The organism is Streptomyces griseoloalbus, assembly GCA_014650015.1.
GTDB classification, from domain to species: Bacteria; Actinomycetota; Actinomycetes; order Streptomycetales; family Streptomycetaceae; genus Streptomyces; species Streptomyces griseoloalbus.
Genome location: BMUD01000013.1, coordinates 146,646 through 159,912, shown reverse-complemented (window position 1 = coordinate 159,912; position 13,267 = coordinate 146,646). Strand labels below are relative to the sequence as shown.

The window sequence follows — 13,267 nt, the reverse complement described above, 5'->3', positions numbered from 1 at the left end:
AATGAGGCAAGCCTGAGCCCCGGCCGCCCCTATACGCAGCGACGCCGAATCCTCATAAGGTGAGCAGTATTGAATGTCGGCGGCGGTCATGGGCCGCCGGTCTTCGCGAGGAGGACTGCGGTGAGCGAGACGAGCCCCAAGCTGCGCGCCGAGCTGGAGGGGATCCCCACGTACAAGCCGGGCAAGCCGGCGGCGGCCGGTGGACCGGTGGCGTACAAGCTGTCCTCCAACGAGAACCCCTATCCGCCGCTGCCGGGCGTGATGGAGACCGTGACGGCCTCGGCGGCCTCCTTCAACCGCTACCCGGACATGGCCTGTACGGCTCTGATGGCCGAGCTGTCCGACCGCTTCGCCGTTCCCGCCTCCCACGTGGCCACCGGAACCGGCTCGGTCGGTGTCGCCCAGCAACTGCTGCAGGCCACCTCGGGCCCGGGCGACGAGGTGATCTACGCCTGGCGGTCCTTCGAGGCGTACCCGATCATCACGCGGATCAGCGGTGCCACGCCGGTTCAGGTGCCGTTGACCCCGGGTGATGTGCACGACCTGGACGCGATGGCCGGGGCGATCACCGACCGGACCCGCCTCATCTTCGTCTGCAACCCCAACAACCCGACCGGCACGGTCGTGCGGCGGGCCGAGCTGGAGCGCTTTCTCGACCGGGTGCCCGGCGACGTCCTGGTGGTGCTGGACGAGGCCTACCGCGAGTTCATCCGGGACACCGAGGTGCCGGACGGCGTCGAGATCTACCGGGAGCGGCCCAACGTCTGCGTCCTGCGGACCTTCTCCAAGGCGTACGGCCTGGCGGGGCTGCGCGTCGGCTTCGCCATCGCCCACGAGCCGGTTGCCGCGGCGCTGCGCAAGACGGCGGTGCCGTTCGGGGTGAGCCAGATCGCGCAGGATGCGGCGATCGCCTCGCTGCGGGCCGAGGACGAGCTGATCGGCCGGGTCGGCTCGCTGGTGTGTGAGCGCAACCGGGTGATGGACGCGCTGCGGGCCCAGGGCTGGACGGTGCCCGAGACCCAGGCCAACTTCGTGTGGCTGCGGCTGGGGGAGCGCACCGTGCCGTTCGCGCAGGCGTGCGAGCAGGCGGGTGTGGTGATCCGGCCGTTCCCCGGTGAGGGCGTGCGGGTCACGGTCGGGGAGACCGAGGCGAACGACATCTTCCTGAAGGTGGCGGAGGGCTTCCGCAAGGAGCTCTGACCCGCGCATACGTCCAGGCGGCCGACGGGGCATCCCCGTCGGCCGTTGCCTTGTGCGCCGCATGTTCCGGCAAAGGGGTTGACGTCACACGGGACCCCCCTTCCGGGTCCGAAAAGCAGTAGGTCATAATTGCTTGTGAATGTGAACGCGTTCACAAGCGCATCCTGTTTTCCCGAGATGTGGGGGACGAACAGGATCAAAAGGCCGCTGTGACCACGGCGATGTAAGGAGCGACGACGTGGATCTGGCTCTGGCGCCGGAGACCCTGGCGCGATGGCAGTTCGGCATCACCACCGTCTACCACTTCCTCTTCGTCCCCCTGACGATCTCGCTGGCCGCCCTCACCGCCGGGCTGCAGACCGCCTGGGTGCGCACGGAGAAGGAGAAGTACCTCAGGGCGACGAAGTTCTGGGGCAAGCTCTTCCTGATCAACATCGCGATGGGTGTGGTCACCGGCATCGTGCAGGAGTTCCAGTTCGGCATGAACTGGTCCGACTACTCGCGCTTCGTCGGCGACGTCTTCGGCGCCCCGCTCGCCTTCGAGGCCCTGATCGCCTTCTTCTTCGAGTCCACCTTCATCGGTCTGTGGATCTTCGGCTGGGACAAGCTCCCCAAGAAGATCCACTTGGCCTGCATCTGGATGGTCTCCATCGGCACCCTGCTGTCGGCGTACTTCATCCTCGCCGCCAACTCCTGGATGCAGCACCCGGTCGGCTACCGGATCAACGAGGAGAAGGGCCGCGCCGAACTCACCGACTTCTGGCTGGTACTCACCCAGAACACCACGCTCAACCAGGTCTTCCACAGCTTCTCGGCGGCCTTCCTGACCGGCGGCGCCTTCATGGTCGGCATCGCCGCCTTCCACCTGATGCGCAAGAAGCACATCCCCGTGATGCGCACCTCGCTGCGGCTGGGCCTGGTCACGCTGGCGGTCGGCGGCCTGTTCACCGCGGTCAGCGGGGACACCCTCGGCAAGGTCATGTATGAGCAGCAGCCGATGAAGATGGCCGCCGCCGAAGCCCTGTGGGATGGCGAGGAGCCGGCACCCTTCTCCGTGTTCGCCTACGGAGACGTCGACCAGGGGCACAACAAGGTGGCCCTCGAGATACCCGGCCTGCTGTCCTTCCTCGCCCACAGCGACTTCGAGTCGTACGTGCCCGGCATCAACGACACCAATGAGGCGCTGCAGGAGAGGTTCGGCCCCGGTGACTACAAGCCCATCGTCCCGGTCGCCTACTGGGGCTTCCGCTGGATGATCGGCTTCGGTATGGCTTCCTTCTCGCTCGGCCTCCTCGGCCTGTGGCTCACGCGGAAGAAGTTCCTGCTGCCGGCCGCCTGGCGCACCGGTGACGACGAGGTACCCCATCTGATGCTGCTGAAGCAGCCGCTCGGTTCCCGGCTCACCCGGATCTACTGGCTCCTGGCGCTGTGGACCATGGCGTTCCCGCTGATCGCCAACTCCTGGGGCTGGATCTTCACCGAGATGGGCCGTCAGCCCTGGGTGGTGTACGGCGTGATGCAGACCCGGGACGCGGTCTCCCCCGGTGTGTCCACGGCCGAGGTCATCATCTCGATGTCCGTCTTCACCCTGCTCTACGCCGTCCTGGCCGTCATCGAGGTCAAGCTCCTCGCCAAGTACGTCAAGGCAGGCCCGCCCGAGCTCAGCGAGTCCGACCTCAACCCGCCCACGAAGCTCGGCGGCGACCTCCGTGACGCCGACAAGCCGATGGCCTTCTCGTACTAGGCCGAGGGAGCTGAACCGTCATGGAACTGCACGACATCTGGTTCGTTCTGATCGCCGTCCTGTGGACCGGCTACTTCTTCCTGGAGGGCTTCGACTTCGGGGTCGGCGTCCTCACCCGGCTGCTCGCCCGCGACCGCGCCGAGAAGCGGGTGCTGATCAACACGATCGGCCCCGTCTGGGACGGCAACGAGGTGTGGCTGCTCACGGCCGGCGGTGCGACCTTCGCCGCCTTCCCCGAGTGGTACGCCACGCTCTTCTCCGGCTTCTACCTGCCGCTGCTGCTCATCCTGGTCTGCCTGATCATCCGCGGTGTCGCCTTCGAGTACCGGGCGAAGCGGCCCGAGGAGCACTGGCAGCGCAACTGGGAGACGGCGATCTTCTGGACCTCGCTCATCCCGGCCTTCCTGTGGGGCGTGGCCTTCGGCAACATCGTGCACGGCGTGAAGATCGACGCCGAGTTCGAGTACGTGGGGAGCGTCGGGGACCTGCTCAACCCGTACGCACTGCTGGGCGGCCTGGTCACCCTGACCCTGTTCACCTTCCACGGCACGGTCTTCACGGCACTCAAGACGGTCGGCGACATCCGGGAACGGGCACGGAAGCTGGCCCTGCGCGTGGGTCTCGTCACCGCGGTACTGGCGTCGGCCTTCCTGCTGTGGACGCAGGCCGACCGGGGTGACGGCGCCAGCCTGGTCGCGCTGGTCGTGGCGGTCGCCGCACTGGTCGCCGCCCTGGTGGCGAACCAGGCGGGACGCGAAGGATGGTCGTTCGCCCTGTCCGGCGTCACCATCGTGGCCGCCGTGGCGATGCTCTTCCTGACGCTGTTCCCGAACGTCATGCCGTCCACGCTCGACGCCGACTGGAGCCTGACCGTCACCAACGCGTCGTCCAGCCCCTACACCCTGAAGATCATGACCTGGCTCGCGGTGATCGCCACCCCGCTCGTCATGCTGTACCAGGGCTGGACGTACTGGGTGTTCCGCAAGCGGATCGGCACCCAGCACATCGCCGATCCCGTGCACTGAGGTGTGTTTCACGTGAAACCAATCGACCCGCGCCTGCTCCGGTACGCCCGCGCCACTCGGGGTTTCCTGGTGGCTGTCGTCGCCCTGGGGGCCGTCGGCGCGGGGCTGGTCATCGCCCAGGCCATGCTCATCGCCGAGATCGTGGTGGGCGCGTTCCAGGACGGCAGGTCCGTCGGTGCGCTCGGCACTCCCGTGCTGCTCCTCACCGTCGTCGCGGCCGGCCGTGGGCTGGTCGGCTGGCTGACCGAGCTGGCCGCGCACCGGGCAAGCGCCGCGGCGAAGTCGGAGCTGCGGGGACGGCTGCTGGAGCGGGCGACGGCCCTGGGCCCGGGATGGCTGGACGGACAGCGCACCGGATCGCTGGTCGCCCTCGCGACCCGGGGAGTCGACGCCCTCGACGGATACTTTTCGCGCTACCTCCCCCAGTTGGGGCTCGCCGTGGTCGTACCGGTGGCGGTGCTGGCGCGCATCGTCACCGAGGAGTGGGTCTCGGCGGCGATCATCGTGGGTACCCTGCCGCTCATCCCGGTCTTCATGGTGCTGATCGGCTGGGCCACCCAGTCCCGTATGGACCGTCAGTGGCTGTTGCTGTCCCGGCTCTCCGGGCACTTCCTGGACGTCGTCGCCGGACTGCCGACGCTGAAGGTCTTCGGGCGGGCCAAGGCGCAGGCGGAGTCGATCCGGCGGATCACCGCCGAGTACCGGCGGGCGACCATGCGCACGCTGCGGATCGCCTTCATCTCCTCCTTCGCGCTGGAACTGCTCGCCACGCTCTCGGTGGCGCTGGTCGCCGTGACGATCGGCATGCGGCTCGTACACGGCGACCTGGACCTCTACATCGGCCTGGTCATCCTGATCCTGGCGCCCGAGGCCTATCTGCCGCTGCGGCAGGTCGGCGCCCAGTACCACGCGGCGGCGGAGGGACTGGCGGCGGCCGAGGAGATCTTCTCGGTGCTGGAGACGCCCGTACCGACGCCCGGAACGGGCGCGGTGCCGACGGGCGCCCTGTCCTTCGACGGTGTGACGGTCCGCCATCCCGGACGGTCCACGGACGCGGTGTCGAACGTGTCCTTCACCGTCGCCCCCGGAGAGACGGTCGCGCTCGTCGGGCCGAGCGGAGCGGGCAAGTCGACCCTTCTGAACGTGCTGCTGGGGTTCGTCCGGCCCACCGAGGGGCGCATACGGATCGGAGGAGCCGATCTCGCCGGCCTCGACCTCGCCGAGTGGCACAGCCGCGTCGCCTGGGTGCCGCAGCGACCGCACCTGTACGCCGCGACGATCGCGGAGAACGTACGGCTGGCCCGGCCGGACGCGGACGACGACGCCGTGCGGGGTGCCCTGCGAAACGCGGGGGCGCTTAAGTTCGTGGACGCGCTCCCCGAGGGTGCCGCAACCGTGCTCGGCGAGGACGGAGCGGGACTGTCGGCCGGGCAGCGGCAACGGCTCGCGCTGGCCCGGGCGTTCCTCGCGGACCGGCCCGTACTCCTGCTCGACGAGCCGACGGCCGCGCTGGACGGAGCCACCGAGGCCGAGATCGTGGCGGCGGTGCGGCGGCTGGCCGCAGGCCGGACGGTGCTGCTCGTGGTGCACCGGCCCGCGCTGCTGGCGGCCGCGGACCGCGTCGTGCGGCTCGCGGAACCGGCTCCCACGGCCCACGGCGAGTCCCCGCGCAGGGAGGCCGCTACGGATCCGGCCGTCGAAGTTTGCCCGGGACCCGTCGGCGGGCCCGCCGAGCCCGACGCCGCCCCGGCCCCGGGTGGTGCGCTCGCCCGTGTCCGTGCCCTGTCCGGCGCCCGGCGGGGGAGGCTCACGCTGGCGCTGCTGCTCGGCACCCTCGCCCTGGGCAGCGCCGTCGGGCTCATGGCGACCTCCGGGTGGCTCATCTCCCGGGCCTCGCAGCAGCCGCCCGTGCTGTATCTGATGGTGGCCGTGACGGCGACCCGGGCCTTCGGTATCGGGCGGGCCGTGTTCCGCTACGCCGAGCGGCTCGTGTCCCACGACGCGGTCCTGCGCATGCTGGCCGACACCCGGGTCGCGGTCTACCGGCGACTGGAGCGGCTGGCGCCCGCCGGACTGCGCGGCACCCGCCGGGGGGACCTGCTCTCCCGGCTGGTCTCCGACGTGGACGCACTGCAGGACTACTGGCTGCGCTGGCTGCTGCCTGCCGGTGCGGCCGTCGTCGTCTCCGCCCTGTCCGTCGGCTTCACGGCCTGGCTGCTGCCCGAAGCAGGGGCGGTGCTCGCGGCCGGGCTGCTGGCGGCGGGAGCCGGTGTGCCCCTGCTGACCGGTGCCGTGGCCCGGCGTGCGGAACGCCGGCTGGCACCCGCCCGGGGCGTTCTCGCGACCCGGGTGACCGATCTGCTCACCGGGACCGCCGAGCTGACCGTCGCCGGCGCGCTGCCCGTGCGGACCGCCGAGGCGCGCCGGGCCGACGGCACGCTCACCCGGATCGCCTCGCGCGCCGCCACCGCCACGGCGCTCGGCGACGGGCTCACCGCGCTGATCTCCGGCCTGACCGTCGCGGCCGCCGCGCTCGTCGGGGCACAGGCCGTGGCCACCGGCCGACTGGACGGTGTGGCGTTGGCCGTCGTGATCCTCACCCCGCTGGCCGCGTTCGAGGCCGTCCTCGGGATGCCGCTCGCCGTGCAGTACCGGCAGCGGGTGCGCCGGAGCGCCGAGCGCGTGTACGAGGTGCTGGACGCCCCGGTGCCCGTACGGGAGCCGGAGTCGCCGCGGCAGGCGCCCGCGTCGCCGTTCCCCCTCGTGGTCAAGGGGCTGGCGGCCCGGCACCCCGGGCAGGACCGGGACGCGCTCGACGGGCTGGACCTGACGCTGGAGCGGGGCCGCCGGATCGCGGTCGTCGGCCCGTCCGGCTCCGGGAAGACGACCCTCGCGCAGGTGCTGCTGCGCTTCCTGGACGCGGGCGCGGGCTCGTACACGCTGGCCGGTGTGGACGCGTACGCCCTGGACGGCGACGACGTACGGCGGCTGGTCGGGCTGTGTGCCCAGGACGCACACCTCTTCAACAGCTCGATACGGGAGAACCTGCTGCTCGCCAGGAAGGGCGCGACCGAGGACGAGCTGCGCGGCGCGCTCGCCCGGGCCCGGCTGCTGGAGTGGGCCGACAGCCTGCCCGACGGGCTCGACACGCTCGTCGGTGAGCACGGGGCGCGGCTGTCCGGCGGACAGCGGCAGCGGCTGGCGCTCGCCCGGGCGCTGCTCGCGGACTTCCCCGTGCTGGTGCTGGACGAACCCGCGGAACACCTCGACCTGCCGACCGCCGACGCGCTCACCGCCGACCTGCTGGCCGCCACCGCAGGACGCACGACGCTGCTCATCACCCACCGGCTGGCCGGCCTGGACGCGGTGGACGAGGTGATCGTGCTGGACGGGGGACGGATGGTGCAGCGCGGGTCGTATGCGGAACTCGTCGCCGCGGACGGTCCGTTGAGGTCGCTGGCACGGCGGGAGGAGGCGGCCGAAGCCCTGGTGACGGCACGCTAGCTCACCGTTCGCGGACGCAGGGCGTGTGACAGGGCGTCAGGCATGCGCGCTCGCACCGCCGTTCGGCGGCATGACTGGTCCGTCCGGGGTGAGTGGTCCCCCATGTGTACGAGGTGAACAGGACCGTGCGCCGTGGCGGGGCCAGGATCGCAGTCATGCGCTTCACCCGCCGCCACCCGATGCTCGCCGCCGTGCTGCTCTGCGCGCTCGCCGTGCTCGCCGCCCGGCCCACCGACGGCGACGGCTCCCACGCCCCCGGCCATGGCTCACCGTCCGGCGTCGGCGCGCAGGTGGCGCGGCTGTACGAGGAAGCGGCGGCGGCGACCGAGCGGTACGAGGCCGGCCGGCGGGAGGCCGAGAGGCAGCGGGCCAGGGCCCAGCGGCTGGAGGGGCGGCTCGACCGCGAGCGACGGGCGATGGCCGGCCTGCACGGGGAGCTGGGCCGGATCGCGAGCTCCCAGTACCGGGACGGCGGCGGACTGCCGCTCACGGCGCACATGCTCCTCGCGGACGACCCCGAAGAGATGATGCGGGGTCAGCGCGCGGTGCGGCAGGCGGAAGTGTCGCTCGACAAGGCGATCGACAGGAGTGAGCGGGCCGAGGCCCGGCTCGCCCGGGACGAGGCGCGGGCCGCGGCCGCGTGGAAGGGGCTGGAGCAGCGGAACGCGGAACTCGCAGCCCTGAAGCAGGGCATCGAAAGGAAACTCGAAGCGGCGCGGTGGAAGCTCCAGGGCCAGGCGGATGCCTCGGTCGCGGCCGGCGCCTGCCGCGGCGCGGTCCGGCTCGACCAGCCGGAGACACACTTCACGACCCGCTGGGTCGCGCCGGTGGAGACGTACGCGCTGTCCGCGTCCTACGGCAGTGGGGGCGCGCGGTGGGCGAACCGGCACACCGGGCAGGACTTCGCGGTACCGATCGGCACGCCGGTGCGGGCGGTGGGCACCGGGAAGGTGGTGAAGGTGTCCTGCGGTGGGGCCTTCGGCATCGAGGTCGTGGTGCGGCACGCGGGCGGGTACTACACCCAGTACGCCCATCTCGCCGCCGTCGCCGTCGACCAGGGTGAGCGGGTCTCGCCCGGGCAGTGGATCGGTCAGTCCGGCACCAGCGGCAACTCCACGGGACCACATCTGCACTTCGAGGTGCGGGTGACGCCGGAGATGGGGTCGGCGGTGAATCCGGTGGCGTGGCTGGCCCGGCGCGGGGTGTCCCTCTGAGCGGCTACCGCCGCTCGTCCAGCAACTGCTCGATCACCACGGCCACCCCGTCGTCGTTGTTGGCGACCGTGCGGCCCGAGGCGGCGGCGACCACGTCCGGGTGGGCGTTGCCCATCGCGTAGGAGCGGCCGGCCCAGGTCAGCATCTCGACGTCGTTCGGCATGTCCCCGAACGCGACGACCTCCTCGTGCGAGATGCCGCGCTCGGCGCAGCACAGGGCGAGCGTGCTGGCCTTGGACACACCGGGTCCGCTGATCTCCAGCAGGGCGCTGGGGCTGGAACGGGTGACGTTGGCGCGGTCGCCGATGGCGAGCCGGGCCAGGGTGAGGAAGGCGTCGGGATCGAGCTCGGGGTGGTAGGCGAGGATCTTGAGCACCGGTTCGCCGGCGGTGTGGGAGTCCGGAGCCAGCAGGTCCTCGGCGGAAGCGAGGATGTCCGGGGCCTCCATGTGCAGCTTCGGGTAGGCCGGTTCCTGGTTGAAGCCGAAGGTCTGCTCGACGGCGTACGCCGTGCCCGGTGCGGCCTCGCGCAGCAGCCGTACGGCGTCCAGCGCGTTCTCCCGGGCCAGCTCGCGCACCTTCACGAAACGGTGCGCGCCGGGGCCGCCGTGCAGATCGACCACGGCGGCGCCGTTGCCGCAGATGGCGAGGCCGTGGCCGTGGACGTGGTCGCTGACGACGTCCATCCAGCGGGCCGGGCGGCCGGTGACGAAGAAGACCTCGATGCCCGCCTCCTCCGCGGCGGCCAGCGCGGCGATCGTACGCGGGGACACCGACTTGTCGTCACGCAGCAGGGTGCCGTCGAGGTCGGTGGCGATGAGTCGCGGTGGGGTGGTGGCTGCCGGGGTCTCGGACTGTCGGATCGCTGAGGTCACCCGGCCATTGTCCCGCATATGCCTGCACGGCCGTGCGGGAGTCCGCACATCTGAGTGGTTACCGTCGTCACCAGCACTCTTCCCCACTCCCCGGGAAGGGTGGGAGGCCCGCCCGGGCAGCCGGTTCACCGCAGCTGTGCCGGTGCCTCCATGGCGATCCGTTCGAAGACCTTCTGGTCCGCCGCGAAGTCCGAGTCCGGGATGGGCCAGTGGATCACGATCTCGGTGAACCCCAGCTCCGCGTGGCGGCCCGCGAAGTCGACAAAGGCGTCCAGGGACTCCAGCGGGCGGCTGCGGTCCGGGGTGAATCCGGTGAGCAGGATCCTGTCCAGTTCGGTCACGTCCCGGCCGAGCTCGGCGCAGGCGTCGGCCAGCTTCTCCGCCTGACCACGAATGGCCTGAACCGATTGTTCGGGCGTGCCGTTCTCGTACAGCCTGGGGTCGCCCGTGGTCACCCACGCCTGTCCGTGCCGTGCCGCGAGCCGCAGCCCGCGCGGCCCGGTGGCGGCCACGGCGAAGGGAAGCCGGGGCCGCTGCACACACCCCGGGATGTTGCGCGCCTCGTGCGCCGCGTAGACGTCGCCCTCGTACGACACCGCGTCCTCGGTGAGCAGCCGGTCCAGCAGTGGAACGAACTCGGCGAAGCGGTCGGCCCGCTCGCGCGGGGTCCACGGCTCCTGGCCGAGCGCGGTGGCGTCGAAGCCGGTGCCGCCCGCGCCGATCCCGAGGGTGACGCGCCCGCCGGAGATGTCGTCGAGGGAGATGAGCTCCTTGGCGAGGGTGACCGGGTGCCGGAAGTTCGGCGAGGTCACGAGCGTGCCCAGGCGCATCCGGTCGGTGACGGCCGCGGCGGCGGTCAGGGTCGGAATCGCGCCGAACCACGGGCCGTCCCGGAAGCTGCGCCAGGACAGATGGTCATAGGTGTACCCCGTGTGGAAGCCGAGCTCCTCGGCGCGCACCCACGCCGCACGGCTGCCTTCGTGCCAGCGGCGGTACGGAAGGATCACGGTGCTCAGGCGCAGACTCATACCACCGAGCCTATGCGCCGTTGCCTGTTTCACGTGAAACGGTTGCCGCACACGTTGTCCGTCATCGCACCCGGTGGTGACGCCGACGCCCGCGGGCGGTGCGGCGCGAGGTCTGGTCGGCGCCGATGTCATGGGTGAAGCCGATCTCGCGCTCGTACACGTCGGCGAGTGCCCGGAGGGCGGTGACGGCGGCCTCGGTGCTGGGCAGGTGGTCCATACCGCCGATCATGCGGCTTCAGTGGCTTGCGGGGAACCGCAGATACCGGCTGGGCACGGTCCGCGTCAGCCACACGCCGTTCGCGCTCACGTGGAAGACATGACCGTCGCGGTGCATGGCGGCCGCGTCCACTGGCAGCACGACCGGGCGGCCCCGTCGGGCGCCGACGCGGGTCGCCGTCTCGCGGTCGGCGGAGAGGTGTACGTCGTGCCGGTTCATCGGCCGGAGGCCCTCGGCGCGGATCGCGTCCAGGTTGCGGGCGACGGTGCCGTGGTACAGATACGGCGGCGGGGTGGCAGCCGGCAGTCCGAGGTCGACCTCGACGCTGTGGCCCTGGCTGGCGCGGATCCGGGTGCCCTCGACGGCGAAGCGCCGCTTGTCGTTGGTGGTGACGACGTCGTCCAGTTCCGCCCGGGTGAAGCGGAAGCCGTGCGCGGACGCCGCGGCGATCAGCGTGTCGATCTCGACCCAGCCTCCCTCGTCGAGCGTGAGCCCGATCCGCTCGGGCTGATGGCGCAGATGCCTGGCGAGGTACTTCGACACCTTCACGGTGCGTCTTTCATCCATCCGTTCAGACTGCCGGGAGAGACGCGTATCACGCGATCGATTTTGCTCCGCAGGTTTGATCCACAGCTAAGTATGGTTATCCACAGGGAAATTGAAGGTTCTGTGGACAACCACGCTCACCCGGACGCCCTCACACCGGCGGCTTCACCCGCGCGATCCTCCGCAGCGCACCCGGCATCCACCGCGACAACGCGTACGCCCCTCGCGCCTCCGGGGTGACCGGCACCACCGCCTCGTCGCGCACCACCGCCCGCAACACCGCGGCGGCGACCTTCTCCGGGGGATAGTTGCGCAGCCGGTAGAGGCGTGCCGCCCGCTTCCGCAGGCGCCGCTCCTCCTCGGCGTCCGTACCGGCGAACCGCGCGGTGGAGGTGATGCCGGTGTTGACGAACCCGGGGCAGATCGCCGTCACGCCGATCCCCTGCCCGGCCAGCTCCGCGCGCAGGCACTCGCTCAGCATCAGCACCGCCGCCTTGGAGGTGCTGTAGGCGGGCAGCGCCCTGGACGGCTGGAACGCCGCCGCCGAGGCGACATTGACGATGTGGCCGCCCTGCCCGCGCTCGGTCATCCGCCTCCCGAAGAGCCGGCAGCCGTGGATCACACCCCACAGGTTGACGTCGAGGACCTTCTTCCAGTCCTCCGGGGTGGTGTCGAAGAAGGAGCCGCCCAGTCCGACACCGGCGTTGTTCACCAGGACGTCCACCACGCCGTACACACGGGTGACCCGCTCGGCGAGCCGCTCCATGGCCTGCTCGCCGGAGACGTCCGCCGTCTCCGCCCAGGCAGCCGCCGCGCCACGCCGGCGGGCCTCCTCCGCCGTGCGGGCCGCGGCCTCCGTGTCCCGGTCGACCGCCAGCACCCGCGCGCCCGCCTCGGCGAACGCGAGCGCCGTCGCCCGCCCGATGCCGCCGCCGGCTCCCGTGACCAGGACCAGCTGCCCGCCGAAGCGGTCGGCGTACCGGCCCGGAGCCGTCACCTCCGGCCGCCCGGCCTCCACGGACGTCACGAAGTCGGTGATCCACGTCGTCAGTTGGTCGGGGCGGGTGCGCGGCACCCAGTGCTTGGCCGGCAGCGTCCGCCGGGTCAGCTGCGGAGCCCACGACTCCAGTTCGTCGTGCAGCCGCTCCGAGAGAAACGCGTCCCCCAAGGGCGTGATGAGCTGCACGGGCGCGTGCGCGTAGGCGTCCGCGCGCGGGCTGCGCAGCCGGCGCCGCACGTTGTCCCGGTAGAGCCAGGCCCCGTGGGCCGCGTCCGACGGCAGCGACGAGGTCGGATAGTCGCCGCCCGGCACCCTCTCGACGCGCTCCAGGATCCGCGGCCAGCTCTTGCCGAGCGGTCCGCGCCAGGCGAGTTCGGGCAGCACGGGGGTGTGCAGCAGGTACACGTACCAGGACTTGGCGCCCTGGCCGAGCAACTGGGCGACCCGGCGCGGGGTCGGCCGCTTCAGGCGGCGGTTGATCCAGTGGCCGAAGTGGTCGAGCGAGGGCCCGGACACCGAGGTGAAGGAGGCGATCCGCCCCGCGGCGCGGTGGACCGTGACGAACTCCCAGGACTGCACCGAGCCCCAGTCGTGCCCCACCAGATGCACCGGGTGGTCCGGGCTGACGGCGTCCGCGACGGCCAGGAAGTCGTCGGTCAGCTTCTCCAGGGTGAACCCGCCGCGCAGCGGCCGCGGTGCCGTGGACCGGCCGTGACCCCGGACGTCGTACGCCACGACGTGGAAGCTCTCGGCGAGGCGCGGCGCGACCTTTGACCACACCTCCTTGCTGTCGGGGTAGCCGTGCACGAGGACGACCGTCGGCCGCCCGGGGTCACCCAGCTCGGCCACGCACAGCTCGACCCCGCCCGTGCGCACCCGGCGCTCCCGCGCGCCCTCGATCCCCGTCACACCGGC

The 13,267-nt window shown here is 71.5% G+C and carries 10 protein-coding genes; 5 read left to right on the top strand and 5 right to left on the bottom strand.

Features of this window, described 5'->3' with window-relative positions:
• Positions 1-120: 120 nt before the first annotated feature.
• The 5 genes from hisC (at position 121) to IE178_RS20855 (ending at position 8,687) form a co-directional block, all read left to right on the top strand.
• Positions 121-1,200 (top strand): histidinol-phosphate transaminase, encoded by a 1,080-nt coding sequence (hisC, locus tag IE178_RS20875; protein WP_184764367.1) that lies wholly within the window; start codon positions 121-123, stop codon positions 1,198-1,200.
• A gap of 238 nt (positions 1,201-1,438) precedes the next feature.
• Positions 1,439-2,944 carry a cytochrome ubiquinol oxidase subunit I gene (locus IE178_RS20870; protein ID WP_193513352.1) on the top strand — a complete coding sequence of 502 codons (1,506 nt, stop codon included), beginning with the start codon at positions 1,439-1,441 and terminating at the stop codon, positions 2,942-2,944.
• 20 nt (positions 2,945-2,964) lie between these two features.
• Positions 2,965-3,969, top strand: coding sequence for a cytochrome d ubiquinol oxidase subunit II (gene cydB, locus IE178_RS20865; protein ID WP_184764369.1), 1,005 nt, complete (start codon positions 2,965-2,967; stop codon positions 3,967-3,969).
• A 12-nt stretch (positions 3,970-3,981) separates the two neighbouring features.
• Entirely contained in the window at positions 3,982-7,473 is a 3,492-nt protein-coding gene (cydD, locus tag IE178_RS20860) for a thiol reductant ABC exporter subunit CydD (RefSeq protein ID WP_193513351.1), read from the top strand.
• Between the two features lie 155 nt (positions 7,474-7,628).
• On the top strand, positions 7,629-8,687 hold the full coding sequence (locus IE178_RS20855) for a M23 family metallopeptidase (RefSeq protein ID WP_193513350.1): 1,059 nt from the start codon (positions 7,629-7,631) through the stop codon (positions 8,685-8,687).
• 4 nt (positions 8,688-8,691) lie between these two features.
• On the opposite strand, the gene IE178_RS20850 is transcribed toward IE178_RS20855, so the two are convergent.
• From IE178_RS20850 to IE178_RS20830, 5 genes are all read right to left on the bottom strand, one after another.
• A complete protein-coding gene (locus tag IE178_RS20850; protein ID WP_184764372.1) occupies positions 8,692-9,579 on the bottom strand; it encodes an HAD-IIB family hydrolase in 888 nt (295 codons plus the stop codon).
• A 107-nt stretch (positions 9,580-9,686) separates the two neighbouring features.
• Positions 9,687-10,589 carry an LLM class flavin-dependent oxidoreductase gene (locus IE178_RS20845; RefSeq protein WP_193513393.1) on the bottom strand — a complete coding sequence of 301 codons (903 nt, stop codon included), beginning with the start codon at positions 10,587-10,589 and terminating at the stop codon, positions 9,687-9,689.
• A 61-nt stretch (positions 10,590-10,650) separates the two neighbouring features.
• Positions 10,651-10,806: a hypothetical protein gene (locus tag IE178_RS20840; RefSeq protein WP_184764500.1), complete on the bottom strand. Its 156-nt coding sequence runs from the start codon at positions 10,804-10,806 to the stop codon at positions 10,651-10,653.
• A gap of 18 nt (positions 10,807-10,824) precedes the next feature.
• Positions 10,825-11,373 (bottom strand): RNA 2'-phosphotransferase, encoded by a 549-nt coding sequence (locus tag IE178_RS20835; RefSeq protein ID WP_184764373.1) that lies wholly within the window; start codon positions 11,371-11,373, stop codon positions 10,825-10,827.
• A gap of 130 nt (positions 11,374-11,503) precedes the next feature.
• A complete protein-coding gene (locus IE178_RS20830; RefSeq protein WP_184764374.1) occupies positions 11,504-13,261 on the bottom strand; it encodes an SDR family oxidoreductase in 1,758 nt (585 codons plus the stop codon).
• Positions 13,262-13,267 lie beyond the last annotated feature (6 nt).

Coding starts and splice junctions, on each gene's coding strand:
- cydB (WP_184764369.1), top strand. CDS start 2,965: ATGGAACTGCACGACATCTGGTTCGTTCTGATCGCCGTCCTGTGGACC.
- IE178_RS20855 (WP_193513350.1), top strand. CDS start 7,629: ATGCGCTTCACCCGCCGCCACCCGATGCTCGCCGCCGTGCTGCTCTGC.
- IE178_RS20850 (WP_184764372.1), bottom strand. CDS start 9,579: ATGCGGGACAATGGCCGGGTGACCTCAGCGATCCGACAGTCCGAGACC.
- IE178_RS20845 (WP_193513393.1), bottom strand. CDS start 10,589: ATGAGTCTGCGCCTGAGCACCGTGATCCTTCCGTACCGCCGCTGGCAC.
- IE178_RS20840 (WP_184764500.1), bottom strand. CDS start 10,806: ATGGACCACCTGCCCAGCACCGAGGCCGCCGTCACCGCCCTCCGGGCA.
- IE178_RS20835 (WP_184764373.1), bottom strand. CDS start 11,373: ATGGATGAAAGACGCACCGTGAAGGTGTCGAAGTACCTCGCCAGGCAT.